At 76.4% G+C, this 25998-nt stretch carries 26 protein-coding genes and 1 riboswitch; of the genes, 7 read left to right on the top strand and 19 right to left on the bottom strand.

Features of this window, described 5'->3' with window-relative positions:
- The first annotated feature begins 129 nt into the window (after window positions 1-129).
- Together BMY88_RS13900 and BMY88_RS13895 are read left to right on the top strand one after the other, a co-directional pair.
- Window positions 130-1710 (top strand): chitinase, encoded by a 1581-nt coding sequence (locus BMY88_RS13900; RefSeq protein WP_170861106.1) that lies wholly within the window; start codon window positions 130-132, stop codon window positions 1708-1710.
- Between the two features lie 68 nt (window positions 1711-1778).
- Window positions 1779-2612 carry a tyrosine-protein phosphatase gene (locus BMY88_RS13895; RefSeq protein WP_091944322.1) on the top strand — a complete coding sequence of 278 codons (834 nt, stop codon included), beginning with the start codon at window positions 1779-1781 and terminating at the stop codon, window positions 2610-2612.
- An 80-nt stretch (window positions 2613-2692) separates the two neighbouring features.
- Here the strand turns inward: BMY88_RS13895 and BMY88_RS13890 are convergent, their stop codons facing one another.
- The 7 genes from BMY88_RS13890 to pdhA all read right to left on the bottom strand — a co-directional run bounded on the left by BMY88_RS13890 (window position 2693) and on the right by pdhA (window position 9954).
- Window positions 2693-4183 (bottom strand): sensor domain-containing diguanylate cyclase, encoded by a 1491-nt coding sequence (locus tag BMY88_RS13890; RefSeq protein WP_139220474.1) that lies wholly within the window; start codon window positions 4181-4183, stop codon window positions 2693-2695.
- 193 nt (window positions 4184-4376) lie between these two features.
- Complete coding sequence (locus BMY88_RS24675) at window positions 4377-4508, bottom strand: hypothetical protein (protein ID WP_280138720.1); 132 nt, start codon at window positions 4506-4508, stop codon at window positions 4377-4379.
- A 235-nt stretch (window positions 4509-4743) separates the two neighbouring features.
- Entirely contained in the window at window positions 4744-5211 is a 468-nt protein-coding gene (locus tag BMY88_RS13885; RefSeq protein WP_091944316.1) for an SRPBCC family protein, read from the bottom strand.
- 80 nt (window positions 5212-5291) lie between these two features.
- Complete coding sequence (locus tag BMY88_RS13880; RefSeq protein ID WP_091944313.1) at window positions 5292-6488, bottom strand: AGE family epimerase/isomerase; 1197 nt, start codon at window positions 6486-6488, stop codon at window positions 5292-5294.
- Window positions 6489-6494: 6 nt separating this feature from the next.
- Complete coding sequence (locus tag BMY88_RS13875) at window positions 6495-7841, bottom strand: dihydrolipoamide acetyltransferase family protein (RefSeq protein WP_091944309.1); 1347 nt, start codon at window positions 7839-7841, stop codon at window positions 6495-6497.
- Window positions 7841-8821: an alpha-ketoacid dehydrogenase subunit beta gene (locus BMY88_RS13870; protein WP_091944305.1), complete on the bottom strand. Its 981-nt coding sequence runs from the start codon at window positions 8819-8821 to the stop codon at window positions 7841-7843. The genes BMY88_RS13875 and BMY88_RS13870 overlap by 1 nt, the downstream gene beginning before the upstream one ends.
- Window positions 8818-9954: a pyruvate dehydrogenase (acetyl-transferring) E1 component subunit alpha gene (gene pdhA, locus BMY88_RS13865; protein WP_091944302.1), complete on the bottom strand. Its 1137-nt coding sequence runs from the start codon at window positions 9952-9954 to the stop codon at window positions 8818-8820. The genes BMY88_RS13870 and pdhA overlap by 4 nt, the downstream gene beginning before the upstream one ends.
- A 217-nt stretch (window positions 9955-10171) precedes the next feature.
- On the opposite strand from pdhA, the gene BMY88_RS13860 reads away from it, so the two are divergent.
- Entirely contained in the window at window positions 10172-10678 is a 507-nt protein-coding gene (locus BMY88_RS13860) for an Lrp/AsnC family transcriptional regulator (RefSeq protein ID WP_211435646.1), read from the top strand.
- Between the two features lie 32 nt (window positions 10679-10710).
- On the opposite strand, the gene BMY88_RS13855 is transcribed toward BMY88_RS13860, so the two are convergent.
- The 3 genes from BMY88_RS13855 to BMY88_RS13845 are packed head-to-tail and all read right to left on the bottom strand — an operon-like array spanning window position 10711 to window position 12706.
- Window positions 10711-11022, bottom strand: a complete 312-nt coding sequence (locus BMY88_RS13855) for a DUF3253 domain-containing protein (RefSeq protein ID WP_091944722.1) — start codon at window positions 11020-11022, stop codon at window positions 10711-10713.
- The gene (locus tag BMY88_RS13850) at window positions 11022-12350 is read right to left on the bottom strand and encodes a serine hydrolase domain-containing protein (RefSeq protein ID WP_091944297.1); all 1329 of its coding nucleotides are present in this window, start codon (window positions 12348-12350) and stop codon (window positions 11022-11024) included. The genes BMY88_RS13855 and BMY88_RS13850 overlap by 1 nt, the downstream gene beginning before the upstream one ends.
- A 38-nt stretch (window positions 12351-12388) precedes the next feature.
- The gene (locus BMY88_RS13845) at window positions 12389-12706 is read right to left on the bottom strand and encodes a DUF3817 domain-containing protein (RefSeq protein ID WP_091944294.1); all 318 of its coding nucleotides are present in this window, start codon (window positions 12704-12706) and stop codon (window positions 12389-12391) included.
- Between the two features lie 110 nt (window positions 12707-12816).
- Between BMY88_RS13845 and BMY88_RS13840 the strand changes: the two genes are divergently transcribed.
- Window positions 12817-13347 carry a hypothetical protein gene (locus BMY88_RS13840; RefSeq protein WP_211435645.1) on the top strand — a complete coding sequence of 177 codons (531 nt, stop codon included), beginning with the start codon at window positions 12817-12819 and terminating at the stop codon, window positions 13345-13347.
- A 21-nt stretch (window positions 13348-13368) separates the two neighbouring features.
- On the opposite strand, the gene BMY88_RS13835 is transcribed toward BMY88_RS13840, so the two are convergent.
- A complete protein-coding gene (locus tag BMY88_RS13835; protein WP_091944289.1) occupies window positions 13369-14472 on the bottom strand; it encodes a C40 family peptidase in 1104 nt (367 codons plus the stop codon).
- 16 nt (window positions 14473-14488) lie between these two features.
- A riboswitch (cyclic di-AMP (ydaO/yuaA leader) is annotated at window positions 14489-14633 on the bottom strand.
- Between the two features lie 379 nt (window positions 14634-15012).
- Here BMY88_RS13835 and BMY88_RS13830 point away from each other — a divergent pair.
- The gene (locus BMY88_RS13830) at window positions 15013-15957 is read left to right on the top strand and encodes a YhjD/YihY/BrkB family envelope integrity protein (RefSeq protein ID WP_244524689.1); all 945 of its coding nucleotides are present in this window, start codon (window positions 15013-15015) and stop codon (window positions 15955-15957) included.
- Here BMY88_RS13830 and BMY88_RS13825 read toward each other — a convergent pair.
- The 5 genes from BMY88_RS13825 to BMY88_RS13805 all read right to left on the bottom strand — a co-directional run bounded on the left by BMY88_RS13825 (window position 15902) and on the right by BMY88_RS13805 (window position 21111).
- Window positions 15902-17989, bottom strand: coding sequence for a HelD family protein (locus BMY88_RS13825; protein WP_091944286.1), 2088 nt, complete (start codon window positions 17987-17989; stop codon window positions 15902-15904). The genes BMY88_RS13830 and BMY88_RS13825 overlap by 56 nt on opposite strands.
- 211 nt (window positions 17990-18200) lie before the next feature.
- A complete protein-coding gene (locus BMY88_RS13820) occupies window positions 18201-18863 on the bottom strand; it encodes an acVLRF1 family peptidyl-tRNA hydrolase (RefSeq protein WP_091944283.1) in 663 nt (220 codons plus the stop codon).
- Between the two features lie 40 nt (window positions 18864-18903).
- A complete protein-coding gene (locus BMY88_RS13815; RefSeq protein WP_091944280.1) occupies window positions 18904-20073 on the bottom strand; it encodes an MFS transporter in 1170 nt (389 codons plus the stop codon).
- A 196-nt stretch (window positions 20074-20269) separates the two neighbouring features.
- Complete coding sequence (locus tag BMY88_RS13810; RefSeq protein WP_091944277.1) at window positions 20270-20785, bottom strand: SRPBCC family protein; 516 nt, start codon at window positions 20783-20785, stop codon at window positions 20270-20272.
- The gene (locus BMY88_RS13805) at window positions 20782-21111 is read right to left on the bottom strand and encodes an ArsR/SmtB family transcription factor (RefSeq protein WP_211435644.1); all 330 of its coding nucleotides are present in this window, start codon (window positions 21109-21111) and stop codon (window positions 20782-20784) included. Before BMY88_RS13805 ends, BMY88_RS13810 begins: the two co-directional genes overlap by 4 nt.
- A 227-nt stretch (window positions 21112-21338) precedes the next feature.
- On the opposite strand from BMY88_RS13805, the gene BMY88_RS13800 reads away from it, so the two are divergent.
- On the top strand, window positions 21339-22295 hold the full coding sequence (locus BMY88_RS13800; RefSeq protein WP_091944713.1) for an NAD(P)H-dependent flavin oxidoreductase: 957 nt from the start codon (window positions 21339-21341) through the stop codon (window positions 22293-22295).
- Window positions 22296-22302: 7 nt separating this feature from the next.
- Here the strand turns inward: BMY88_RS13800 and BMY88_RS13795 are convergent, their stop codons facing one another.
- The 3 genes from BMY88_RS13795 to BMY88_RS23870 form a co-directional block, all read right to left on the bottom strand.
- Window positions 22303-22995, bottom strand: coding sequence for a DsbA family oxidoreductase (locus BMY88_RS13795; RefSeq protein ID WP_091944275.1), 693 nt, complete (start codon window positions 22993-22995; stop codon window positions 22303-22305).
- 83 nt (window positions 22996-23078) lie between these two features.
- Window positions 23079-23456 carry an FKBP-type peptidyl-prolyl cis-trans isomerase gene (locus tag BMY88_RS13790; protein WP_091944272.1) on the bottom strand — a complete coding sequence of 126 codons (378 nt, stop codon included), beginning with the start codon at window positions 23454-23456 and terminating at the stop codon, window positions 23079-23081.
- Window positions 23457-23565: 109 nt separating this feature from the next.
- Window positions 23566-24066, bottom strand: coding sequence for a hypothetical protein (locus BMY88_RS23870; RefSeq protein WP_091944269.1), 501 nt, complete (start codon window positions 24064-24066; stop codon window positions 23566-23568).
- A gap of 168 nt (window positions 24067-24234) precedes the next feature.
- On the opposite strand from BMY88_RS23870, the gene BMY88_RS13780 reads away from it, so the two are divergent.
- Entirely contained in the window at window positions 24235-25959 is a 1725-nt protein-coding gene (locus tag BMY88_RS13780; RefSeq protein ID WP_091944266.1) for a glycoside hydrolase family 13 protein, read from the top strand.
- The last annotated feature ends 39 nt before the right edge of the window (window positions 25960-25998 follow it).

Below are 25998 nucleotides of genomic sequence, written 5' to 3'. Positions count from 1 at the left end.
CACCCCTTGGAGGGAGACCGGGCCCCGGCCGGGGGCCACACCGGCCCGATCCCGGGCACTCTCCGGGGAGGGCTGCCTCGGTCATCCGCGGCCCGGACCCCGCTGCACCGACGGAAGCGAGTCCCTCGCATGGGCGCACCGCCCCCCACCCCGCCCGGCGATCCGGGTGCCGACGAGCCGTCGGTGGTCCGCCGGCTCTCGTGGCGCCGGCTGGGACTGCTCGTGGGGGTCGTCGGCCTGGCCACGACCGGCGCGGTGGTCTCCCTCGACCGCACCCCGGCCGCCGGGGACACCGCGTCGACGTCCTGGAGCGTCCCCTACGTCGACGTGACCCTGACCCCGACGTTCCCGTTCCAGGACCCCGCGGCCAACCCGGCGCGCACGGTGGCGCTGGCGTTCGTCGTCGCCGACCCCGCGGACGGCTGCGCGCCGAGCTGGGGCGGCTACTACTCCCTGGAGGAGGCCGGCACCGATCTCGAGCTCGACCGCCGGATCGCGCAGCTGCGGTCCGCCGGCGGCGACGTCATGGTCAGTCTCGGGGGCCAGGCGAACGAGGAGCTCGCGGTGGCCTGCGCCGACGTCGACGACCTCACCGCCGCCTACCGCGAGGTCGTCGAGCGCTACGACCTCTCCGCGGTCGACCTGGACATCGAGGGGACCGCCCTGGCCGACCAGGCCGCCGCGGCGCGCCGCGCCACCGCCCTGGCCGCCGTGCAGCGCGAGCGGGCGGACGCCGGGTCGCCGCTCGACGTCTGGCTCACCCTGCCCGTCGCCCCCGGCGGCCTGACCGCCGACGCCGTCGACCTCGTGCGGACCACCCTGGCCGGGGACCTGGAGCTGACCGGCGTCAACGTGATGACGATGGACTACGGCGCGGCCAAGCCCGCGACGCAGACGATGCTCGACGCCACGGAGCAGGCCGTCACGGCCACGGTGGGGCAGGTGACGGAGCTGTACGCCGAGCGGGGCACCACCCTCGGGGCCGGCGAGGCCTGGGCCCGCGTCGGCGCGACGCCCATGATCGGCCAGAACGACGTCCCCGGTGAGGTCTTCGGCCTCGCCGACGCCGAGGGGCTGGCCTCCTTCGCCCGCGCCCACGGCCTCGGCCGGATCTCGCTGTGGTCCCTGAACCGGGACACCGCGTGCAGCGCGAGCTTCGCCTCCGTCGCGGTCCTCTCCAACACCTGCAGCGGCGTCGACCAGGAGCCGCTGGCCTTCGTGGCCGCGTTCGCCGGCCTGGGCGACGACGGGACCGACGTCCGGATCAGCGACGTGGACCCCGAGCCCGTCCGGGGCACCGTCGTCGACGACCCGGCCACGAGCCCCTACCCGGTCTGGCGGCCCGAGGGCCGGTACCCGACGGGCTACAAGGTGGTCTGGCGCGGCCACGTCTACGAGGCCCGCTGGTACGCCACCGGGGTGGACCCGTCCACGCCCGGCGTCACCGGCACCCCGTCTCCCTGGACGCTGCTCGGCGCCGTGACCACCTCCGAGGCGGCGCCGGCGCCGGTGCCGACCGTTTCCGACGTCACCACCCCGTGGAGCCCGGACGTCCTCTACCAGCGCGGCGACCGCGTGCTCCTCGACGGTCTGCCGTACGAGGCGCGGTGGGCCAGCCGGGGCCAGGCCCCCGGAACGCTGTTCCCGGTCGGGCCCGACGAGGCCTGGGCCCCGCTGTTCACCATCCCGGGGGAGCCGGCCGGCACCTGAGCGACGGCTTCGCCCGCACGGTGCCGCGCGCCTGCCGGGATGTCATCTCCCCGCCGTACCGTCGGGGCGTGACCTCCCGCTCCGTGCAAACCGACCGCTGGCTGACCCTCGAGGGGACCACCAACACCCGCGACCTGGGCGGGCTGCCCACCACCGACGGCGGGACGACGCGGCCAGGGCGCGTCCTGCGCAGCGACAACCTGCAGACTCTCAGCGCGACCGACGTCCACCGGCTGGTGCAGCAGGTCGGGCTGCGCGAGGTCATCGACCTGCGCAGCATCGCCGAGGTGCTGATGGAGGGGCGTGGCCCCCTGCGCGACCTGTCCGAGGTCACCCACCGGCACTTCAGCCTGCTGCCCGAGCGCGGCCACCACACCGACGTCTTCGCCGCCGAGGAGGCCGAGCTGCCCGAGGTGCCGGGCGGCTGGCTGGAGTCGCTGCTGCCGCGCCAGGTGGGGGGCGCCGACCAGGGGGAGCCGCCGGCCGTCCGCTCCTACCTCGGCTACCTCGAGCACCGGCCGGAGAACGTCGTCGGGGCGCTGCGGGCCCTCGCGGCCGCGGACGGCGCCTCGGTCGTGCACTGCGCGGCCGGCAAGGACCGCACCGGCGTCATCGTGGCCTTCTCCCTGGCGGTGGCCGGCGTGCCGCACGAGGAGATCGTGGCCGACTACGCGATGACGGCCGAGGTCATCGACGCCCTCGTGGCCAAGCTCGCCGCCTCGTCCACCTACGCCGAGGACATGGAGCGGCGGGACGTCGCCTCGCACACCCCCCGCGCCGAGACGATGGAGCGGGTGCTCGCCCTGCTCGACGAGCGGTACGGCGGCCCGGTCGGCTGGCTGACGGCGAACGGCTTCGGGCCCGGGGAGCAGGCGGCGCTGCGGGCCCGCCTACGGGACTGAGGGGAGCGTCGGACGGCCCCGGGCCCGGGGCCGGAGGCCCGCCCGGGGGCTGCGCGGGGTTGCGGGGCCGGGGTCCTGCCTCAGCGGCGGTCGGCGCGGGCGGCGCGGAGCAGGTCGTCGGCCACACCCCACTCCCCCGAGTGCACGGCCACCCCGACGGCGCAGCCGACCGGAACGGGGCGGCGGGCCAGGCGGAAGGGCTCGGTGAAGCACGCCCGGACCCGGGCCAGCACGGCCTCGACGTCCGCGGCGGCGCCCAGCCCCGGCAGGACGACGGCGAACTCGTCGGCGCCCAGCCGGGCGATGGTGTCCCCGGGACGGACGGCGGCGCGCAGCCGCGCGGCCACCTGCCGCAGGAGCTCGTCGCCGGCCTGCCCACCGTGCTCGTCGTTGACCGCGGCGAAGCCGTCGAGGTCGCAGCAGAGGACGCCGACGTGCTGATCGGCGCGGACCGTCGTCAGCGCCGACTCCAGCCGCTGGCGCAGCAACTCCCGGTTGGGCAGGCCCGTCAGGGGGTCGTGGGTGGCCTGGTGGTGGAGGCTGTCGGCCAGCCGGAGCCGGTCCAGCGCGACGGCGACCTGGTCGGCCGCACCCCGGAGCCGGTCGAGCTGCTCGCCCTCCGGCGCGGCGGGCGCGCTGCCGGCCGGCCAGGCGGCCGTGACGACGCCGAGGAAGGCCCCGCCGGCCATGAGGGGGACGGCGAGCGCGTCGGTGACCCCGCCGGCGCCGAGCAGGTCCCGCATCGCGGGGCTGCACGTCTCCCAGCGCAGCACCCGGGGACGGCGGTCGGTGAGCATGCCCACCAGCTCCGGCGTCTCCTCCGCGTAGAGCTCCAGCGGCAGCCCCTCGGGCGAGGTCTGGCCCGCCACGGCGCGCAGCCGGCCGGCGCCGGTCTCCCACAGCAGGAGCCCGATCCGGTCGCAGCCGACGACGGCGGGGAGCGCCTCGGCCGCCGCGGCGCAGACCGCGGTGGCATTGGGCGCGGCGGCCAGGGCGGCCGCCAGGGTCAGCAGGGTCTCGGCGCGGGCGGCCTCGCGGCGCGCCTCCTCGCCGGCGGTCCAGCGCTCGAGCACGGCGGCGACCAGCCCGGCATAGGCGGCCAGCACGCCGCCGGCGCCGGCGAGCGGGTCGGGGTCGGCGTCCGGACCGGCCTCCGCCGAGGCGGCCGCCGTCGCGGCCGGACCGGGCAGGGCTGCCACGCGGCCGTGCCAGCGACGGCCGGAGACGACGTCGACGACGACGGCCCCCGCCGCGGGAGCGCTGCCGGACACGAGGACGGCGGCCAGGCCGGCCACCTGCTCCTCCGGCAGGCCGACCGCCCGTGACAGCACGGCCTCGCCCCCGGCCGGGGTGACCGCGAGCAGCAGGGCGGCGCCGGGGAGCGCCCGGGCGGCGTGCGCCAGGAGGTCGGTCAGGGCGACGGCCGGCTCCGCGCCGGAGGAGAGCCCCGCGGCCGCCGCCTCGAGTGCGGTCAGGCGCTGCGCCGTCGTGCCCGCGGGCGCGGGGGCCGACGGGGGAGTGCTGCGCCGACGCCCCGGCCGGAGCCGTCCGCCGCGGTCGGGTGTCCTCACCCGTTCCCCATCGGCACGCCCGCCCCCGCGGTTGAGCCCGACCGACCCCTGCGGGGGAGGCCGACGGGGTGACGCCACCGGCCGGCCGGCGCGCGCCTTGTCCACCCCTGGGGGGTGAGACGGCGCGGACCCGAAGCCGCGGCCGCCCTGTCGTCCACGCGATGCACCGACGCCCCCGCGAGGGGGCGGGGCGTCAGCGCCCGTTCGCGATGGTCAGCAACTCGTCCCGCAGGCCGGGGCCGGGGGCCCGGAAGAGGGCGCGCTCGAGGGCTCGGCGGGTGCGCGAGGCCTGCCGGCGCTGTCGCCAGGTGGACACGGTGCTCATGCTGCTCTCCGGGGTCGTGCGGCTGATACACCCATAGTAAAGCAGCTCAGCACTGGTTCATTCCTATGGATCGCAGGTGTGTTCCATTGCAGGCCTACGGATGTTCATCTCTCGGGCGGTCTCGACCCCTATGGGCGTAAACCGCGACCGGGGGACGACGACGGCGCCCGCCCCCGGTGCGGGGAGCGGGCGCCGTCGTCGGTCCGGCCCCTCGCGGGGCCGATCGGGCTCGGACTCAGGCCTGGTCGGGCCGGGAGACGTCGCCGCGCCAGGCACCGGTCTCAGTGCCGCGGCTCTCGATGAACTCCTTGAACCGCTTGGCGTCGGCCTTGATCTGCCGGTCGTCGAAGCCGAGTGCGGCGCCGGCCTTCTCCACCAGGCCCTCGGGCTCCCAGTCGATCTGGATCATGACGCGCGTCTTCGTGTCGTCGAGGCGGTGGAACGTGACCACGCCGGCGTGCTTGGCCTCACCGCCGGTGCTGGTCCAGGCCACGCGCTCCTCGGGGTGCTGCTCGGTGATCTCGGCGTCGAACTCCCGCTTCACCCCGTCGATCTTGGTGACCCAGTGGGTGTGGGTGTCGTCGGTCTGGGTGATGCGCTCGACACCTCCCATGAACTGGGGGAAGGACTCGAACTGCGTCCACTGGTCGTAGGCGACCCGGATAGGGACGTCGACGTCGACGGACTCCTGCACGCTGGCCACGGACGGCCTCCTCGGTTCTCGGGATATCGGTCGTGTGGCACCTACCCGCCCCGAGCGGCCCGGACACACGGATCTGCAGGTCAGCGGAGCGCCTCCGCGAGGCTGCCCCGAACCGGGCGGCCGGCGAGCAGCAGCATCTGCGCCAGGTGGTAGGCGTCGGGCTGGCCGGACCACACGGACTCCGCGGGCGCTCCGCCCGGGGTCAGCTCGTGGCGCCAGTTCCCCGTGGCCGGATCGGCGAAGCGCTCCTCCCCGTGCGCACGCCAGACCCGGGCGAGATCGCCGTACCGCGCCTCGCCGGTCACGGCGGAGAGCACCGTGGCGGCGGCGATCGCCTCGCAGAGCACCCAGTGCATGCGCGCGCCGACGACGGGCCGGTCGTCCCAGTCGAGCGTGTACGGAAAGCCCGGATGCCCGTCGGCCGCCCAGCCCCGCCCGGCGGCCGCCTCGAACAGCGCGACGGCGTCCTCCAGCAGCCACCCCGGGACTCTCGCGCGCGACCTGCTCCCGGCCTCCTCGGCGAGGGCGGCCCGCAGGTGCAGGCACAACCGGGCCCACTCGAACTGGTGCCCGACCGTGACGCCGAAGGGCCGGAACGGATCGGCCGGGCGGTCGCGGCCGTACTCCGGCAGCGGTGCCCAGTCGGCGGTGAAGTGCTCCGGCAGCCGCCAGCGTCGCTCGCGCGCCCAGCCGTGCACCACCCGCTCGGTGGCACGCAGCGCCCGCACGCGCAGCCCGGCGGCGGCCTCCGGCTGCTCCCCCGCCAGCGCATCGGCCGCGGCCAGCGTGGCCTCGACGCCGTGCATGTTGGCGTTGATCCCGCGGTAGTCGCTGCAAGCGGCCCAGTCGCGGGTCCACTCCTCGACGGCCAGGCCCGCGGCGTCGTCCCGGAAGTGGCCGTCCCACACCGCGAGCGCCTGCCCGAGCAGCCGTCGGCCGCCGTCGATGCCGGCGGTGGTCGCCGTCGCGCCGGCCAGGACGACGAAGGCGTGCATGTAGGCGGTCTTGCGGTCGTCGTCCCCCGCCGACCGCCAGCCGCCGTGCTCGGCGTCGTGCAGCGGCCCGTCGAGCAGCGCGGTCACCCCGTGCCGGGCCAGGTCCGCCGCGCCCGGGCGGCCGAGCAGGTGCGCGAGGCCGAACACATGCGTCATCCGCGCGACGACGTAGGTCTGCTGCGGCCGGTCGAGCAGGGCACCGTCGGCACCGAGGAGGCCGAAGCCGCCGTCGGGTACCCGGGAGCGGGCGGCGAACGCCAGCAACCTCGCGAGCTCGGTCACGGCCCGTCAGTACGCGAGGGCCGCCGCCGGGTCGTGCAGCACCGCGCCCACGTCGGCGAGGAACCGGCTGCCGAGCTCGCCGTCGACCACCCGGTGGTCGAACGACAGGGCCAGCGTGGTGACCTGGCGCGGTCGCACCTTGCCCTTGTGCACCCAGGGCATCGGCCGCACCGCGCCGAAGGCGAGGATCGCCGACTCGCCGGGATTGAGGATGGGTGTGCCGGTGTCGACCCCGAAGACGCCGACGTTGGTGATCGTGATGGTGCCGCCGGCCATGTCGGCCGGCGAGGTCCGCCCGGCGCGGGCGGTCTCGGTGAGCTCGGCGAGGGCGCGCGCCAGGTCGGGCAGGGACAGCCGGTCGGCCTCCTTCACGTTCGGCACCAGCAACCCGCGCGGCGTGGCCGCCGCGATGCCGAGGTGCACGTGCCCGGGGACGACGATCTCCCGGGTCTCCTCCTCCCAGCGGGCGTTCACCATCGGATGCCGGCGGACCGCGAGCAGCAGCGCCTTCGCGACGAACAGCAGCGGGCTGACCTTGATGCCGGCGAACTCCGGCCGGGCGGCCAGCCGGCCGCGCAGCTTCATCGTGCGGGTGACGTCGACGGTGAGGAACTCGGTCACGTGCGGAGCGGTGAACGCGCTGGCCACCATCGCCGCGGCGGTGTGCTTGCGGACGCCCGTCACGGGGATCCGCTGCTCGGCCGCGCCGGCCGCCGGGGCGGCCGACAGCGCCGGGGCGGTGTCCGCCGCCGCGGTCTCGACGTCCGCCCGCGTGATGACCCCGCCCGGACCGCTGCCGGCCAGCAGCGTCAGGTCGACGCCGAGGTCGCGGGCGAGCTTGCGCACCGGCGGCTTGGCCAGGGGCCGCGGCCGGCCGGTGCGGTGCGGCGCCGGCCGGGCGGGGACGGCGGCGTGCACCGGGGCGGCCGCCGGGACGGCGGCGTGCACCGGGGCGGCGGGCGCGGCGGTGGGCGCGCTCGCGAGCGCGGCGACGGCTCCCGCGCCGCGCCGCGGCCGGCGGCGCGCCTCGGTGGTCCGCGGCCCGTAGCCGACCAGGTTGGCGGTCCGCTCGGGCGCGTCCGCGGCGCCCCCGCCGTCCGCGGCCTCGCCGCCGACGTCGATGGTGACGATCGGCGAGCCGACGTCCACCGTGGCGCCCGCCTCGTGCAGCAGCTCGGTGACCGTGCCGGCGTACGGCGAGGGGAGCTCGACGGCGGCCTTGGCGGTCTCCACCTCGCACAGCGGCTGGTTGACCGTCACCTCGTCGCCGACGGCGACCAGCCACTGCAGGATCTCGCCCTCGGTGAGGCCCTCGCCGACGTCGGGGAGCGCGAACTGCCGGAGCGCGCCCATCAGAAGGCCATCGCGCGGTCGACGGCGTCGAGCACCCGGTCCAGGTCGGGCAGGTACTCCTCCTCCATCCGGGCCGGCGGGTAGGGCACGTCCCAGCCGCCGACCCGCAGCACCGGCGCCTCCAGGGAGTGGAAGCACGCCTCGGTGACCCGGGCCGCGATCTCCGCGCCCATGCCCAGGGTCACCTGCGCCTCGTGGACGACGACGCAGCGACCGGTGCGCCGGACCGACGCCACCACCGGGTCCAGGTCGAGCGGGGAGAGCGTGCGCAGGTCCACGACCTCGAGGGATCGGCCCTCCTCCGCCGCGGCCTCCGCGGCCTGCAGCGCCGTCTTCACCATGGGGCCGTAGGCGAGCACGGTGACGTCGTCCCCGCGGCGGACCACCCGCGAGCCGAACAGCGGCTCCGGGGTGGCGTCGAGGTCGACCTCGGCCTTCTCCCAGTAGCGGCGCTTGGGCTCCAGGAAGATCACCGGGTCGGGCGCCGCGATCGCCTGCTGGATGCCCCAGTACGCGTCGACCGGATTGCTGACGGCGACGACCTTCAGCCCCGGGGTGTGCGCGAAGTAGGCCTCCGGGCTCTCGCTGTGGTGCTCCACCGCGCCGATGCCGCCGCCGAAGGGGATGCGGACGACGACCGGCATCGACAGCCGGCCGCGGGTGCGGGCGTGCATCTTGGCCACCTGGGTGACCAGCTGGTTGAAGGCGGGGAAGACGAAGCCGTCGAACTGGATCTCGCACACCGGCCGGTAGCCGCGCATCGCCAGCCCCACCGCGGTGCCGATGATCCCGGCCTCGGACAGCGGGGTGTCGACGACACGGGCCTCGCCGAAGTCCTTCTGCAGGCCGTCGGTGATCCGGAAGACGCCGCCGAGGCGGCCGATGTCCTCGCCCATGAGCACGACCTTGGCGTCGTCCTCCATCGCCCGGCGCAGCCCGAGGTTCAGCGCCTTGCCCATCGTGAGCGTCTCGGTGCTCATTCCTGCCCCGCCCCCTCGAACGTGGACCGGTAGGCCTCGAACTCCGCCCGCTGGGCCGCCAGGGGCGCGGTCTGCTCGGCGTAGACGGCGTCGAACATGCTCACCGCCGGGGGCGGCTCCATCGAGATCGTCCCGCTGCGGATCCGGGCAGCGAGGTCGTCGGCCTCGGCGTCCACCCCGGCGAGGAACGCCTCGTCGGCCAGCCCCTCCTCCGCGAGGTGGAGCCGCAGGCGGACGATCGGATCGCGCAGCGCCCACTCCTCGAGCTCGTCGGCCAGCCGGTAGCGGGTGGGGTCGTCGGAGGTGGTGTGCGCGCCCATGCGGTAGGTGAACGCCTCGACGAGCGTCGGGCCCTGGCCTTCGCGGGCCGCGGCCAGGGCCGCCCGGGTCACGGCCAGGACGGCGAGCACGTCGTTGCCGTCGACCCGCACGCCGGGAAAGCCGAAGCCGGCCGCCCGCTGGTACAGCGGCACCCGCGACTGCCGCTCGGTCGGCGCGCTGATCGCGTACTGGTTGTTCTGGCAGAAGAAGACGACCGGCGCCGCGAAGGAGGCGGCCCAGATCATCGCCTCGTTGACCTCGCCCTGGCTGCTCGCCCCGTCGCCGAAGAACGCCAGGACGGCGGACTCGGCGCCGTCGCGCTGCACGCCCATCGCGTAGCCCGTCGCGTGCAGCGTCTGCGCGGGGATGACGATCGTGTACAGGTGGAAGCCGGTCGCCACCGGGTCCCAGCCGCCGTTGTCCACGCCGCGGAACAGGCTCATCACGTGCAGCGGGTCGACCCCGCGCACCCAGGCGACGCCGTGCTCCCGGTAGGTGGGGAAGGCCATGTCGCCGGCCGCGAGCGCGTGCCCGGCGCCGACCTGGGCCGCCTCCTGGCCCAGCAGCGAGGCCCACAGGCCCAGCTCACCCTGCCGCTGCAGCGCGGTCGCCTCGGTGTCCCAGCGGCGGACCAGCACGAGGTCGCGGTACAGGCCGCGCAGCTCGTCCGGCGAGACGTCGATCGCGTAGCCGGGGTGCTCGACGCGCCGGCCCTCGGGCGTCAGCAACTGCACGAGGTCGGGTTGCCGGGGCGGATGCGGCGCGCCGGCTCCGGGTACGGGGCCGGCCACCTCGCGGGGCAGCGTGGGCATGGGGCATCTCCTCGTCGTCTCCCGCGGGCCCGGGGTCGCCGGACGGCGCGATCGGTGGACGTGCGTGGCGCCGGGGTGTGGCGCCACTCACACCATGGTGACACGACGCGTCCCGCTGCGGAGCAGATCACTCGCGCCGACACGTGCGCAAGGATGCTTGGACGTCCTACGCAGATCGCGCAGTACTTGGACGTCCAGCCATGTCAGACTGCGCAGCGTGACCTCCCTGGACCCCACCGACGCCCGGCTGCTGCAGGCGCTCGACGTGGACCCCCGCGCCTCGATGATGGCCCTGTCCCAGCGGCTCGGGCTGGCGCGCAACACCGTGCAGGCGCGGCTGGCCCGCCTCGAGGCCGGCGAAGCCCTCGCCCCGTTCACCGCACGGGTCCGGCCGGCGGCGCTGGGCCTCCCCCTGGAGGCCTATCTGACCGTGCAGGTGGTGCAGCGCAGCCTGAGCGACGTCGGGGCCGCGCTCGCCGACGTCCCCGAGGTCCTGGAGGTGACCGCGCTCTCCGGGGCGGCCGACCTGCTGGTCCGGGTCGCGGCGGTCGACGCCGACGACCTGTGGCGGATCACCGAGCGGGTGCTGGCGCTGCCGGGCGTGGAGCGCACCGACACGGCGCTGGCCCTGCGCCGGCTGGTCGAGCACCGGGTGACGCCGCTGCTGGAGCGCGCGGCCGGCGGGCCGGACGGCACGCTCCCGGACGGTCCCGGCGACGACTGACGCGGCCCCACCCGCCGGGCCGCCGGGGCCGCTCAGCGGGGACGGCGGACGCGCACCGGGCCGCGGGCGGTGCCGACGTCGACCACCGCACCGCCCTGGGTCACCTCGACCTCCCCGGCCGCCGCCAGCCGGCCGGCGGCCGCCCGCGCGGCGGGCATGAGGTCGCGCCAGCCGGTCGGGTCCACCGCCCGCGCCGCCTCCGAGGGGCAGATGGAGGCGCCCGCCGCCCGCGCGTCGAGCAGCGCGACGATCCGCCGCTCGAGTTCGGCGTCGAGCCGATCACGGCCCCCCTGCAGGGGCCCGCCGCGAGCCTGCGAGTGGTGGGGGGCAGCGGGGTCCGTCATCAGCACCAGCCTCGCTCGTCGACGCCGCCGGGCACCGGGGCCTCGGGGTCGTAGGGCGTGCGGGTGAACACGAACGTGCCCAGGTCGAGGTGGTCCGGGGCGATCCGCAGGATCTCGCCGGCGTGGTAGCCGTCCAGGCCGAGCCAGGTGCCGTCCGCGCGCGGGGCGAAGCGGCTGGCCCGCCCCGTCCGGCCGGCCATCGGCGCCAGGTCCAGCAGCCCACCGGCGACGGCGCGGAGCACGTAGGGCGCCGGCCCCCAGAACCAGACGCCGAGCACCTCCAGGTCCACCGGGGCCGGCGACGGCCGCCACTCCGCCACCACCGCGGGCTCGGCGGCCCGCAGGTCGGCGAGGAGGTCGGGCCACAGCGGGGGCATGCCGCTGGTGGTGTTGGCCAGCGTGACGGCGCCCGCGCCCTCCTCGCGGTCGACGAACACCCCGGCCAGGAAGCCGGGCATCGAGCCGCCGTGGCCGGTGTAGGTGCGGCCGTCCAGCCGGAGGACCTGCAGCCCGAGGCCGTAGGCCGACCAGCCCGGCGCGGAGGCGTCGACCCCGGCCGGGACCGCCATCTCCTCCAGGGTCGCCGGGCGCAGCACGTCGCCGGTGTCGCCGAGCAGGAAGGCGGCGAACCGGGCCAGGTCGGCCAGGGACGCCCACAGCTGCCCCGCGGCGGCCATCACGCCGGCGTCGTGCTCGGGCTCGGCGAGGACGACGTCGGCCCACGGGTGCACCGCGGTGCCCTGGGCGGCCGGCTGCCGGGGGCGTGGGGTGGTGCGGCCCATCCCGAGGGGGGCGAGCACCTCGTCGCGGACGACGTCGGCCCACGGCCGGCCGCGGTGCCGGGCCACGAGCTCACCGAGCAGCCCGAACCCGAGGTTGGAGTAGTGGAACCGCCGGGCCGCGCCGAGCACGACCTGCTCCTCGCGCAGCCGCAGCTCCGCCAGGGAGCCGCCGGGCACCCGCTCCCACCAGCCGCCCGGGCTCTCCGCGGAGGCGCCGGCGAGGTGGGAGAGCAGCTGCCCGACCGTGCGGTCGCCCAGCGGGGTGCCCGGCACGTGCCGCTCCAGCGGGTCGTCCAGGCCGAGCCGGCCCTCGTCGCGCAGCCGCATCACGGCCACGGCGGTGACGGTCTTGCTGATCGAGCCGAGCCGGTACTGGACGTCGGTCACCGGCCCGGGCACCTCGCCGCGACCGGCCGACCAGGCCAGCCCGCCGCCCCGCACCACGCCGGCGACCAGGCCCGGGACGCGGCCGTCGCGCTGGGCGCGGGCGGTCCGCGCCAGCAGGGCGCGGGCGGTCGACGGCAGCACGGGCTCGGGCGCGGGCATGACGGCGACCGTAGGGCAGCGCCGGGGCGCCCCCGAGGTCAGGCCGTCTCGGCGGCGCGGAGCCGGCCGGTGCGGCGGGCCCACTCCTCGAAGACCACGGTGGCGAACGGGGGGATCGACGCGGCCAGCGCGAGCAGCGCCGTCCCCGGCGACCAGCGCAGCCGGCGCGCCGTCAGCAGGGTGACCGCCACGTAGAGGACGAACACCGCCCCGTGCAGCGGGCCGAAGATCTTCACGCCGAGCTCGGAGGTCTCCGGCACGTACTTGACGTACATGCCGGCCAGCAGGCCCACCCAGGTCAGCGCCTCGGCGACGGCGACGGTGCGGAACAGCTGGACGGCGGTGCGCGGGGTCATCGGCTCCCTCTCGACGGCGGCCCCCGGGGATCAGGGCCATCTCCCCAACGGCCGGCCGCGCCGCGGGGTCCCCGCCGGCGGGTGTGACGTGCGTGGCAGGGTCTGCCCGCGTGCGGGGACTGGCGCGGCGGGAGTTCTGCCTGGTCCTCCTGCGCCGCATGGCCGACGTCCGTCCCGACCTCGTCCAGCAGGCCCTGCCCAAGCTCGGCGCGACCCGCGGCCAGGCGAACGCCGCGTACAGCCGGTGGGAGGCGCTGCACCACAGCCGCCGGGCACCGCGCGGGCTCGCCCTGCGGACGGCGGTGCTCGGCCCGCCCGACACCTGCGTTCCGCGCCCGCAGGGCGACCTGATGCTGGAGCTCCGCCAGTGGCCGCTGCCGCTGTGGCCGCAGCTTCGCTGGCGGGTGGTCAGCGGTCCGGGCGGCGAGGTGCTGGACGAGCAGCTGGTCCGCGGGCCGGACTCGGGGATCCCGGCCGCCGGCCCGGACCGCCTGCTGGTCTGGCAGCACGTGGTGGACGACGTCGCGGCCGTGCCGGGCGCGCGGCACGTCGGGGCCGACACCCCCGCGCACTGGGAGGTCGCGCTGCCCGACGGCCGCCGCGCCCGCTTCGTGTGGGGCCTGCTGCAGCGGGTGGCCTGAGCCCGTGGCCCGGGTCGGTGCCTACCCGGCGATGCGGCGGGCGCCGGCGTAGCCGCCCATCGCGTCGACGGGGGCGACCTTGACGACGTCCCCGGACGTCGGCGCGTGCACCATCTGGCCGTTGCCGATGTAGATGCCCACATGGCTGACCGGGCTGTAGAAGAAGACCAGGTCACCGGGCTGCAGGTTCGCCCGGGAGACCGCCTGGCCCATCTGCGCCTGCAGGCGGCTGGAGTGCGGAAGGCTGATCCCGGCGGCCCGGAAGGCGTACTGGGTCAGGCCGGAGCAGTCGAAGGCGCGCGGCCCGCCGGCGGCCCACACGTACGGCTTGCCCCGCTGCGCCATCGCGGTGTCCAGGACCGTCTGGACGGCTCCGCTGCCCCCGACCACCGGGCCGGACGGTGCCGCGGCCGCCGGCGCGGGCTCCTCGCGCTCGTCTCGGCTGGCCGCGGTCTCGGCGTGCGCGGCGGCGGCGGCCGCGAGGGCGGTCTGCCGCTCGGCGGCGCTGAGCCGGTCGAAGTCCGCGCGGTACTCGGCGATCTCGGCCTCGAGCGCGGCCTGCTGGCCCGCGACCGCGTCGTAGGTCTGCTGCGCCAGGGCCGCGGCCTGGTCGGCGGTGGCCCGGGCGGCGGCCGCGGCCTCGCTGGTCGCGACCGCACCGGCGAGGATGCCGTTCTGGTGGTCGGCCACCATGTCGAGGACGCTGACCCGGTCGACGAACTCGTCGGCGGAGTCGCTGGTCAGCAGCGCCTGCAGGGACCCGCCGCTCTGGCCGGTCCACGCGCTGCGGGCGACGCCCCGCACCTGCTGCTGGGCGCCGGCCACCTGCGCCTGTGCCTGGTCGGCGGCGGCCGCCGCCTCGGCCGCCTGCGCCTGCAGGGCCGCCAGCTGCTCGCGCGCCTCGTTGAACTGCTCGGTGACGACCTCGAGGTCGTGCCCGCGGGCCGCCATGAGCTCGGCGGCCTCGGAGGCCGTGGCCGGCTCCTCGGCGGCAGCGGAGCCGGGGACGAGTGCCACGCCGAGGGCGACCCCCACCGACGTGGCGAGCAGCACCGCCCGGCGGAGGACGGCGGCGGGGCCGGGGCGGTGGGCGCGCGCGGGGAAGGCGCGAACAGGGGTCGCCATGGTGCGGGCGGCACTCTCTTTCTCCGACGGCCGCCTACCGGGTTAGCTGACGGGTTCGGGCGGGAGTTCGCCCGGCGCCCGCGGCGGACCGCGTGCGCTACACCCCGGGACTACCTGGGTCCCCGGCCCGGCGTTCCCCGAAGGGTCGGCCGGCTCGACGGCGTCCGGAGGGTGTCACCCATGTCAGTGACGCAGCGCCCCCTCGGACACACAGACCGTAAGGGCCGTTATGGCGACGTGACAATCACCAGCGTGTAATTCGTTCGCTCACCGTGAGCGACCGACCCCGGGTGGCCATGGGGGCTGGTCAGACGGCACGGCGCTGACCAGCACGGACGGCGCACTCGCCGCGCACGACCCCGGTCCGGCCGCGCGATCCTCTCGGGTGACGCTCGCCACCGGTCGCGGAAACCGGCACGCGCGTTTGCCGGGCCGGTCCGGCGCGCACCCAGCGGTCATGCGCATCCCGCGGAGGACGCCGGCCCGCGCCCTCGTCCCGGCGCGCTCCGGAACGGGCGGGCCGCCCTTCCCGACCCCCGGGTGCGACGGCTGAGCGGCCCGCTTCCCGCCGCCCCGGCTCCGCCGCCCGCGCGGACCCCCTGGTCCCGCGCCCGGGTCGCCGCGGAGACCGGGTACCTCGCGGCGTCCGTGCAGCGCCGGCTGCGTGGCCGCGACCTCGCGCTGATCGCCGCGGGACTGACCTTCTACGCCGGCATCGCCGTCGTCCCCCTGCTGCTGGTCGCCGTGCGGCTGACCGGCTGGGTCGCCGGGGCCGACGAGGTCTCCCGGCGGACCGACGGCCTCACCGCGATCCTGCCGTCGCAGCTGGGCGCCCCCGGGGTGGTGCGCGACCTGGTCGACGCCGGCCTCGGCATGGACGTCCTCGGCCTCCTGCTCGCCGTCCTCCCCCTGTCGCTGTACGGCGAGGGGCTGCGGCGGGCCCTGCTGCGCTTCTCGTCCCGCCGCGACACCCTGACCGGCTGGCGCGGCCGGCTGCTGGGGCTGCCGCTGGTCCTCGTCACCCCCCTGCTGCTGTATCCGGTGCTGCTGGCGGCCGACGGGATGGCGTCGCTGGCCGAGCAGCCCGGAGCCGGCGCGGCGATCGGGCGGTTCGCCCTGGGCTACTACTCGGTTCTGTTCGCGCTCACCGTGCCGCTCGCCTGGGGCTACCGGGTCGTGGCGGCGGGCCGGCTGGGGTGGACGGCGCTGGCCTGCGGGGCGCTGTTCACGGCCGCCTGCCTGTCCGGATTCCTCCAGGGGCTGGTGCTCTTCCTGTCGCTGCCGCTGGACCTGGGCGCGCCGTTCGGCGGCCTTACCCCGGTGGGCGCGGCGGTCGCCATCGCGCTCTGGCTGTTCCTGCTGCACCTGGTGCTGCTCGGCGGCTGGCTGGTCACCCAGGCCCTCGACGAGCGGATCACCGCCGGACGGCTCAGCTCGCCAGCGGCTCCGGCAGGTCTCCCCGGTGCAGCACCACCAGGCGGCTGACCGCCCGCGTGAGGACGACGTAGAGCCGCTGCAGCCCCCGTGGCTCGGCGGCCACGATCGCCGCCGGATCGACCACCACCACGGCGTCGAACTCCAGCCCCTTGGCCAGGCCGGCCGGGACGACGGCGAGCCGGCCGGCCGCGGCGCCGTCGTCGGCCAGGGGCTCCGCGGGCAGCCCGGCGGCGCACAGCCCGGCGGTCACCTCCGCCACGGCCGCGTCGCCGCAGACGACGCCGACCGAGCCCGGCGCGGCCACCAGCTCGCGGACGACGTCGGCGAGCGGGCCGGCCAGGTCCGCCACCGGCCGCAGCGCGAGCGCGCCCGGGTCCCGGCGCACCGCGGTCGCCGCCGGCAGCCCCGGCGCGATCACCGGCAGCAGCCGGTTGGCGAAGTCGAGCACCTCCCCGGGGACCCGGTAGCCACGCGTCAGCGGCCGGACCGCGGTGCCCGGCCGGCCGAGACCCCGCAGGGTCGGCGCCCAGTCCCCCGTCGCCCCCGGGCCGGTCGCCTGCGCGAGGTCGCCCAGCACGGTCAGCGATCCCGCGGCCAGGCGGCGGGCGATCGCGCGGCACTGCATCGCCGACAGGTCCTGCGCCTCGTCGACGACGACGTGCCCGTAGCCCCCGGTCCGCTCCAGCAGGCCCGCCACCTCGTCGACCAGCACCGCGTCGGCGGGCGACCAGGGCGCCGTCCGCACCGAGCGCGGCGCCACCGGCCACCGCAGCGCCGCCTGCTCGGCCTCGTCGAGCACGCCGCGCGCGGCCCGGGCGAGCAGCGCGGGATCGGCCAGGAGCTCGCAGACGAGCGCCGCGGCGTCGCGGGCCGGCCAGACCGCGTCGCAGAACGCCCGCACCTCGGGGCTGCGGGCCGCCCGGGCCGTCTCGGCGTCGGTCGGGCTGCCGCCCGCCTCCTCCTTCTGCCGGCGGGCGTCCTCGGCCAGGGTCAGCGCCAGCCGCTCCCGGCCGGCCGCGTAGTGCAGGACCAGCTGGTCGTCGTCCCCACGGCCGCGCCGGCGCAGGTCGTCGACGTAGCGCTTGAGCCGCTCCACCGGTACCCGGTAGCGGCGCCCGGCGAGCGGCACCTGGACGTCGTCGGCCGGCTTGGCGATCGCTCCCCACAGCGCCCGGTGCAGCACGGCGGCCATCCGCTCGTCGCCCTTGAGCGCGGCCACCGGGTCCGGATCCGCCGCGCGCACCGGCACCCGGGCGGTCAGGTCGGCGACCGTCGTCTGCTCGACGTCCACCTCGCCGAGGGTCGGCAGCACCTGCTCGATGTAGCGGAGGAACGCCCGGTTGGGGCCGACGACGAGCACGCCCGTGCGGGCCAGCTGCCCGGCGTGCGTGTAGAGCAGGTACGCGGCCCGGTGCAGGCCGACCGCCGTCTTGCCGGTGCCCGGGGCGCCCTGGACGCAGACCGACTCGGTCAGCGGCGCGCGCACGATCTCGTCCTGCTCGGGCTGGATGGTGGCCACGATGTCGCGCATCGGGCCGCTGCGCGGGCGCTCGATCTCCTCCCGCAGCAGCCGACCGCCGCCCTCCTCGCCGGCCCCGAGCAGCTCGTCCTCGAAGCCGGTCAGCTCCCCGCCGTCGAAGCCGAAGCGACGGCGGCGCACCAGGCCCTGCGGATCGGCGACCGTGGCCCGGTAGAACGGCCGGCTCATCGGCGCGCGCCAGTCGATGACCACCGGCTCGCCGGCCGCGTCGCGGACGTGCCGTCGGCCGATGTGGAAGGTCTCGACGCCGCCGGCGGAAACCTGGCTGTCGCTGCGGGAGCCGTCGGTGCGGGAGCCGCCGGTGCGGGAGCCGTCCGTGCGGGAGCCGTCCGTGCGGCCGAAGAACGCCGGGACGCCCGGGTCCTCCGCCAGGGCGCGCAACCGCTCGGCGCGCGCCGCGCCCAGCCGCTCCGAGGCCCACGCGTCCCCGCCGGCGTCGACCACGGCCGCGGCGGCGGCGCGCATCCCGGTCAGGCAGGCGGCGGCGCGGTGGAGGTGAGCGCGCTCGGCGGCGAGGACGGAGTCGGGCGTCACGGTCACGCCCTCGTCCTACCGGACGCACCGCCCCGGCGCGTCCCCCCGCCCCCCATCCCGGTGCAATTCCGCGCTTCTGCCCGGTGCAATTTCGCGCTTCCGCGCGGTGCAATTCCGCGCTTCCGCCCCGGTGCAATGTCGCACTTCCGCGCGGTGCAATTCCGCGCTTCCGCGCGGTGCAGAAGCGCGGAATTGCCCGGGGGGACGGGAGCGGGGATCAGGTGTCGCCGGGCTCGCGGATGTGGACGGCGACCGCGCGGAACTGCTGCGGGGTCTCGAGCAGCACCGCCTTCGTCGGCTCCCCGACCTCCAGCGGGGCGAGGCGGGGCAGCGCGGCCAGGGCGCGCAGGCGGGGGTCGGCGAGCACGTCGTCGACGAGGCCGCGGTCGCCGCCGGGGGCCACCGCGTCGAGTCCGGCCGCGTGCGGGAGCAGCACCCGCGCGGCGGTGTCCGCGGCGGAGGACACCACGGCGGCCGTCTGGTTGTCCCGCCGCCGGGCGAAGCGCTGCTGCGACCAGCCACCGGCCGCCGTCCGGCCCTGCACGAGCCGGCTGTCGACCTTGGAGACGACGAGCTCCGGGCCGGCGAACACGCCCACCGCCCAGCGCCCGCGCCGCACCAGCAGGACCGCCACCCGCCGCGGACGCCCGGCCGCCGCGGTGAACGACGCCAGCAGCGGCGCCTCGGGCACCCAGCCGAACGGGGCGCGCAGCGTGACCGCGGTGCCGTCCGCGCAGGCCACCGCGAGCGCGTCCCCGTCGGCGTGGACGTCGGTGAACGCCCCGTGCCGGGTCGCCACGCCGTCCAGCCACCGCCCGAGCCGCTCGGGCGGAACCCCCAGCCGGCGACCCCCACCCGCGGCGGGACGGGCGCGCGTCATCCGCGGCCGCGGACCCCGGGGACCGGCTCCGCCGCCCTGCTCATCCGGCCAACACGGACGGCGCCTCGGCGGCCTCCGCGGGCACCACCAGCAGCCGCTGGAACGCCGCGACGACGCCGGCCGCCACGGCCGCCGGGACGATCGCCACCAGGAAGGAGGCGTTGGCCCCGAACTCGTCGACGACGAGGCCGGCCAGCGAGGCACCCACCGCCACCCCGAGCCCCAGCGACGTGCCGATCCAGGTGAACGCCTCGGTCACCGCCGACGGCGGCACGAGCAGCTCGGCCAGCGTGAAGGAACTGATCAGCGACGGGGACAGCGAGATCCCGGCGACGACGACGAACGGCACCATCACCCACACGTTCTGGATGAACAGCAGCGGGACGATCAGCAGCGTCAGCACGACGAGCACCACGGCGAGCCGGCGGTTCAGCGGCGTCCGCCAGTGCACGGTGCCCCAGCCGATGCCGCTGACCATCGAGCCGACCGCCAGCCCGGCGATGAGCACGCCGGACAGCGACATGGCCTCCTGCTCGTCGGCGAACGCGACGAGCGCGATCTCCAGGGTGCCGAGGATGGCGCCGACCGCCGCGCCGACGACGAACAGCACCCGCAGACCGGGCGTCCGGATGGCCGCGGGGCCGTTGCTGCTGACGTGCCCGTGCGGCGGCGGCTCGGTGCGCCGCTGCGCGCTGAACAGCAGGCTGCCGACGACGGCGAGGACGAACGCGGTGACGACGCCGGAGGTGGCGTGGCCGGTCGTGGACAGGAAGGTCACGAGCACCGGGCCGACGATGAAGACGAACTCGTCGACCACCGACTCCATGGCCAGGGCCGCGGGTAGCCGCGCGGTGCCGCGCAGCAGGTGCGTCCAGCGGACGCGGATCATCGACGACACCGGCGGGATGCAGGCACCGGCCAGCCCGGCGAAGACGAACACCGTCCAGGCCGGCCAGTCCTGCTTCACGGCCGCGAGGAAGGCCACCCCGGACGCGGCGAACACCGCCGTCACCGGCAGCAGGATGCGGCGCTGCCCGAAGGTGTCGGCCAGCCGGCCCAGCCATGGCCCTGCGGCCGCCGTCGTCACGGCCCCGGCCGCGGCGACGGCGCCGCCGAAGCCGTAGGAACCGGTCTCCGCCGCGACCAGGAGCACGCAGCCCAGCCCCACCATCGACAGGGGGAGCCTGCCGATGAAGGCGGCCAGAACCATGGGGACGGCATGCGGTGTCCGCAGGACGTGCAGGTAGGGAGACACGCGCAGGAACCCGTCGTGTTCAAGGGGAAGGGATCCCCGCCACGCTAACCCACGCGCCCCGTCGGGGCCGCCGGACACGGGCGGTGCCGGACGCCCCGGAACCGGAACCAGAGGTGCCCGGCGCCGTGCCGGACGCCCGGCCCGCTGCCGGTCAGCTGCCCTGGACGGCGTACCCCGGGCCGACCGCGGCGAGGAACGCGTCCCAGTCGGCCGGCACCTCGGCCCCGGTGAGGACGCCGTGCAGCCGGTCGAGGTACCAGTGCCAGCCGGCGGCGACGTCGGTGAGGAAGCCGGCGTCGGTGTCGGCCGGCAGGACCTGGGTGAAGGTCAGCGTCGTCGTCCCGCCGTCCTCGGCGAGGTCCAGCTCCACCCGCCAGCCCATCCCGTCGAGCCACTGCAGGACCAGCCGGCGCGGCGGGTCGCACTCCTCGATGCGGACCGGCTGGCTCGGCGCACCCTCCTCGGCGTCCATGCTGAACGCCCCCTCGGCGCCGGGCCCCGTCCCGCCCTCGTAGCGACCGATCCACCGGGCCGTGCGCTCCGGCTCGGTCAGCGCGGCCCACACGTCCGCCGCCGGGTCCGGCCACGAGCGGCGGAAGACCAGCCGCCGCCGCCCGTCGGGGTCGGTGCTGATCCGGCCTCGACGCTCGTCGGGCACTGCGGTCATCGGGTCTCCTCCCGGGTCGCCGCCCGCCGTCCGCGGGCGATCTCGGTGTCCAGTGCGTCCAGCCGTCGCGCCCACAGGTCCCGGTAGGGCTCCAGCCAGGCGTCGAGCTCGCGCAGCGGCGCCGTCTCCAGGGCGTAGAGGTGGCGCCGCCCCTCGACCCGGGCGCTGACCAGACCGGCCTCACGCAGCACCCGCAGGTGCCGGCTGACCGCCGGCCGGCTCACGGGGAACCGGCGGGCCAGGTCGCCGGCCGCGATCTCCCCGCCCGCCAGCAGGGCGACGATCTCCCGCCGGGTGGGGTCGGCGAGGGCGCCCAGCGTCTGCACGACCCGATGTGTAACACATCGCTGACACGTTCGGCTCGCGCGGTCGCCCCGCGACGGCCCCGGGAAGGGAGCGGCCATGACCGTCACCGATCCCGACGTGCCCGACCCGCTCGACGACCCCCGCACCCTGTAGGCCGACCCCCGGCGCGCTGCGTGACGGATCGATCCGTCCGCCTCTGCGGCCGCCGACGGCTTCCCGGGTGCGGCCGTACGCCACGATGGGCGGCGTGATCCAGACCTCGCTCACCCGCTCGTTCGGTCTCACCACGCCGGTCGTCGGGGCACCGATGGCCGGCGTGGCCGGGGGCGCGCTCGCCCGCGCGGTGTCGGCCGCCGGCGGGCTCGGGATGATCGGCGTCAGCGGCGCGGTCCCGACCGAGTACGTGACCGAGCAGTGCGCGATCGCCGCCGGCCTGCCGTTCGGCGTGGGCCTCATGGCCTGGGTCCTGCCCGATCGCCCGGACCTGCTCGACGCGACGATCGCCGCCCGCCCGGCCCTGGTGTCGGTGTCCTTCGGCGACCCCTCCCCCTGGGCGGACCGCCTGCACGCCGCCGGCATCCCCGTCGCCGTCCAGGTCAACACCACCGCCGACGTGCACCGGGCCGTCGCCGCAGGCGCCGACCTCCTGGTCGCCCAGGGCACCGAGGCCGGCGGCCACACCGGACACCGCGCCACCCTGCCGCTGCTGCAGGAGGCGCTCACCCTCACCGACCGGCCGGTGCTCGCCGCGGGCGGCATCGCGACCGGTTCCGGCATGGCGGCCGCGCTCGTCGCCGGGGCGGCCGGGGTGTGGATCGGGACCGCCCTGCTCGCGTGCCCGGAGGGGCTGGGCACCCCCGCGGCCCGGGCGCGGGTCTGCGGGGCGTCCGGCGACGACACCGTGCTGACCCGCGCCTTCGACGTCGCCCAGCGGCTGGCCTGGCCGCAGCGCTGGCCGGGGCGGGCGCTGACCAACGTCTTCAGCCGGACCTGGCACGGCCGGGAGGACGAGTTGCTGGCCGACGACGCCGCCTCGCAGCGGGTCGTGCAGGCGCGGATCAGCGGCGACCTCGACCAGGCGCCGGTCTACGCGGGCGAGGCGGTCGGGCTGGTCACCGCGGAGCGCTCGGCGTCCGACGTCGTCCGGGAGCTCGACGCCGGGGCGCAGCGGGCGCTGCGCGCGGCGGCGGACCTGCTGGCCTGAGCGGCGGTCAGACCGCGCAGGTGCCGTCCGCGCAGCCCTCGGCGGCGGGAACGGTGGCGAGCGGGTGCGCCTCGGCCCAGGCCCGGTCGAGCAGTTGCAGCAGCAGCTCGGCCGGCTGCGCGCCCGCGGCGCCGTAGCGGCGGTCCACGACGAAGAACGGCACGCCGGTCGCGCCGAGCGCCCGGGCCGTGGCGATGTCCTCCTGCACGGCGGCGCGATGGCGGGAGTCGGCCAGCGCAGCGCGGACCTCGGCGTCGTCCAGGCCGACCTCGACGGCCAGGGCCGCCAGCGAGTCGACGTCGAAGACCGAGCGGCCCTGCTCGAAGTGGGCGTGCAGCAGCCGCTCCTTCATCGCGGCCTGCAGCCCGTGCTCCGCGGCCAGGTGCAGCAGCTCGTGGGCGAGGAGCGTGTTGCCGCTGACGCCGTCGGCCAGGTCGTAGTGCAGGCCCTCACCGGCGGCGGTCTCCTCGACGTGCCGCATGGTGACGCGCATCTCCTCGACGCTGCGGCCGTACTTGGCGGCCAGCGCCGGCAGCGTCGCGTGCGTCTCGCCCTCGGGCACGTTCGGGTCCAGCTGGAACGACCGCCACACGACCTCGACCTCGTCGCGGTGGGCGAACCGCTCCAGGGCGGTCTCCAGCCGGCGCTTGCCGATGTAGCACCACGGACAGACGACGTCGCTCCACACCTCTACGCGCACCCCGCGGCCAACCACGACCGCGGCCCCGTCATTCCGGGCCGGACCGCCGGGGGACGACCCTCGTCGTCCCCCGGCGGCTGCGGTCAGCGGACGCCGACGAGGTCCACCACGAACACCAGGGTGGCGCCGGGCTTGATGACCCCGCCGGCCCCGCGGTCGCCGTAGGCCTTGTGCGCGGGGATGGTCAGCCGGCGCCGGCCGCCCACCCGCATCCCCTGCATGCCCTCGTCCCAGCCCTGGATGACCATGCCGACGCCCAGCCGGAACTCCAGCGGGTCGCCGCGGTCCCAGGAGGCGTCGAAGGTCTCGCCGGCGTCGTGGGTCACGCCGACGTAGTGGGCGCTCACCAGGCTGCCGGGCGTGGCCTCGGGTCCGTCGCCGACGACGATGTCCTCGACGACCAGGTCGGCCGGGGCCGGGCCCGTGGGTGGGTCGACGTCCGGTCGGGTCAGCTCGGCCACGGTTCTCCCTCCTGTACCGGGGAGGTCCCGGCACCGCGCTCCATCCAAGCAGCGCCGGCCCGAGCCGGCAGGTGGGCACCGAGGGAGATCCGTGCCCGCGGCCGCTGCGTCAGCCGTCGGTGGCGAGCACCAGGCTGAAGCCGCCGTCCTCGGACTCGATCTGCCAGTACAGCTCCCCGCTCTGCCCGGCCAGGATGGGCTCGCCCAGCCCGTCCTCCGTGCGCTCCGCGGCGTATCCGGCGGGCAGGTTCTCCTCGTAGTAGGCGAAGAGCTCCTCCTCGCCCAGCGGGGAGGCGTAGTTCGCGTACTCCTGGCCGCCGTTGCCGGTGCCGCCGGTCTCGCAGAGGGTGGAGTCCGCGGGCGGCTCGGGGAAGTCATCGGGCAGGAGCTCGACGTCGGCGATGTCGGCCACCCCGAACGCGGTCGGGAAGGCCTCGGCGCACTCCTCGGGCGCGCCGGTGTCCGTGCCGGTCCCGCCGTCGTCGACCGCGCCGACGCCCCCGCCGGAGGCGCCGGTGCTGTCGTCGTCGTCCGATCCGCAACCGGTCAGCAGGAGGGCGGCGGCGAACAGGCCGGCCGGCAGGGCACGGCGCAGGGCAGGGCGGGACATGGATCTCCTCGGTACGGCTGGTCCCCGCGGGCGATCGCGCGCGGGGCGGAACGTCGGTCCGACATTCGGACCGGCGGGAACGTAGTGGGGGTCGCGGACGGCGTCACCCCCTTCGCGCGCGGATCGGGCGCGGATGCGACGGGCTGCCGGGCGTGCTGGGCTGGGGGCATGACCGGCGAGCAGCAGCGGGAGGGCCGGGAGCCGGCGTGGTGGACCAGCGCCGTCGTCTACCAGGTCTATCCGCGGTCGTTCATGGACTCCGACGGGGACGGCGTCGGCGATCTGGGCGGCGTCCTGCAGCGGCTGGACCACCTGGCCGACCTCGGGGTCGACGTCCTCTGGCTCTCCCCCGTCTATCCGTCGCCGCAGGCCGACAACGGCTACGACATCAGCGACTACACCGCCGTCGACCCGCTCTTCGGCGACCTGGCGACGTTCGACCGGCTGGTGGCCGACCTGCACGCCCGCGGGATGAAGCTGCTGATGGACCTGGTGGTCAACCACACCAGCGACCAGCACCCCTGGTTCGTCGAGAGCCGCTCGTCGACCACGAACCCCAAGCGGGACTGGTACTGGTGGCGGCCGCCGCGGGCGGGGATGGCGGCCGGCGCCCCCGGCGCGGAGCCGACCAACTGGCAGTCGTTCTTCTCCGGCCCGACGTGGGAGCTCGACGCGGCGACCGGCGAGTACTCCCTGCACCTGTTCGACCGCCGCCAGCCGGACCTGAACTGGGAGAACCCGCAGGTCAGGGCCGCCATCTACGAGATGATGCGGTGGTGGCTCGACCGCGGGGTCGACGGCTTCCGGATGGACGTCATCAACATGATCAGCAAGGACGTCGCCCCCGACGGGTCACTGGCCGACGGGCCGCCGCTGCCGGGCTCGGCGCTGGGCGACGGCTCGGCGTCCTACCTCTGCGGGCCGCGGATCCACGAGTTCCTGCAGGAGATGCACCGCGAGGTCCTCGCCGGGCGCGAGGGGGCGTTCCTCACCGTCGGGGAGATGCCGGGCGTGACGGTGCAGCAGGCGCGGCTGTTCACCGACCCGGCGCGCGCCGAGGTGGACATGGTGTTCCAGTTCGAGCACGTCGGCCTGGACCACGGGACGTCGAAGTGGGACGTGCACCCGCTGCGGATCCGCGACCTCAAGGCCTCGTTCGGGCGCTGGCAGGCGGGGCTGGCCGACGTCGGCTGGAACTCCCTCTACTGGGACAACCACGACCAGCCGAGGGCGGTCTCGCGCTTCGGCGACGACTCCCCGCGCCACCGGCGCGACTCGGCGACCTGCCTGGCCACGCTGCTGCACCTGCACCGCGGCACGCCCTACGTCTACCAGGGCGAGGAGCTGGGGATGGCCAACTTCCCGTTCACCTCGCTCGAGCAGTTCCGGGACGTCGAGTCGCTCAACCACCACGTGCACGCGGTCTCTGCCGGAGCCGACCCGGCCCACGTCCTGACCGCCCTGCGCGCGATGAGCCGGGACAACGCACGCACCCCCGTGCAATGGGACGCCTCGCCGAACGCCGGGTTCACCGACGGCACGCCCTGGATCGCCGTCAACCCCGACGCCGCGGAGTGGAACGCCGAGGCGCAGCGGCGGGATCCGGCGTCCGTGCTCGCGCACTACCGGCGGCTGATCGCGCTGCGGCACTCCTCCGCGGTCGTCGCGGTCGGCGACTTCACCATGCTGCTGCCCGAGCACGAGGAGGTGTACGCGTTCACCCGCTCCCTGGAGGGGGAGACGCTGCTCGTCGTGTGCAACCTCGGCCGCACGCCGTACGAGCTGGCCGGCTTGCTGCCCGAGGCGGCCGACGCGGAGCTCGTCCTCGGCAACCTGCCCGACGCCGGTCCCGAGCTGCGCGCATGGGAGGCACGGGTGCTCCGGCTCCCCTGACGGCCCCGCTGCCCCCGCCGAGAGCGGTGGGGGCAGCCG

The organism is Trujillonella endophytica (assembly GCF_900110555.1).
Lineage (GTDB): Bacteria > Actinomycetota > Actinomycetes > Mycobacteriales > Geodermatophilaceae > Trujillonella > Trujillonella endophytica.
Note: the sequence above shows the minus strand (reverse complement) of the source record. Positions and strands in the feature narration are given on the sequence as shown.

Bases quoted from the DNA above. Each gene is read 5' to 3' on its own strand.
- BMY88_RS13900 (WP_170861106.1), top strand. From the start codon at position 130: ATGGGCGCACCGCCCCCCACCCCGCCCGGCGATCCGGGTGCCGACGAG.
- BMY88_RS24675 (WP_280138720.1), bottom strand. From the start codon at position 4,508: ATGAGCACCGTGTCCACCTGGCGACAGCGCCGGCAGGCCTCGCGCACC.
- BMY88_RS13875 (WP_091944309.1), bottom strand. From the start codon at position 7,841: ATGGGCGCGCTCCGGCAGTTCGCGCTCCCCGACGTCGGCGAGGGCCTC.
- BMY88_RS13870 (WP_091944305.1), bottom strand. From the start codon at position 8,821: ATGAGCACCGAGACGCTCACGATGGGCAAGGCGCTGAACCTCGGGCTG.
- pdhA (WP_091944302.1), bottom strand. From the start codon at position 9,954: ATGCCCACGCTGCCCCGCGAGGTGGCCGGCCCCGTACCCGGAGCCGGC.
- BMY88_RS13855 (WP_091944722.1), bottom strand. From the start codon at position 11,022: ATGACGGACCCCGCTGCCCCCCACCACTCGCAGGCTCGCGGCGGGCCC.
- BMY88_RS13850 (WP_091944297.1), bottom strand. From the start codon at position 12,350: ATGCCCGCGCCCGAGCCCGTGCTGCCGTCGACCGCCCGCGCCCTGCTG.
- BMY88_RS13845 (WP_091944294.1), bottom strand. From the start codon at position 12,706: ATGACCCCGCGCACCGCCGTCCAGCTGTTCCGCACCGTCGCCGTCGCC.
- BMY88_RS13835 (WP_091944289.1), bottom strand. From the start codon at position 14,472: ATGGCGACCCCTGTTCGCGCCTTCCCCGCGCGCGCCCACCGCCCCGGC.
- BMY88_RS13820 (WP_091944283.1), bottom strand. From the start codon at position 18,863: ATGACGCGCGCCCGTCCCGCCGCGGGTGGGGGTCGCCGGCTGGGGGTT.
- BMY88_RS13815 (WP_091944280.1), bottom strand. From the start codon at position 20,073: ATGGTTCTGGCCGCCTTCATCGGCAGGCTCCCCCTGTCGATGGTGGGG.
- BMY88_RS13810 (WP_091944277.1), bottom strand. From the start codon at position 20,785: ATGACCGCAGTGCCCGACGAGCGTCGAGGCCGGATCAGCACCGACCCC.
- BMY88_RS23870 (WP_091944269.1), bottom strand. From the start codon at position 24,066: ATGTCCCGCCCTGCCCTGCGCCGTGCCCTGCCGGCCGGCCTGTTCGCC.
- BMY88_RS13780 (WP_091944266.1), top strand. From the start codon at position 24,235: ATGACCGGCGAGCAGCAGCGGGAGGGCCGGGAGCCGGCGTGGTGGACC.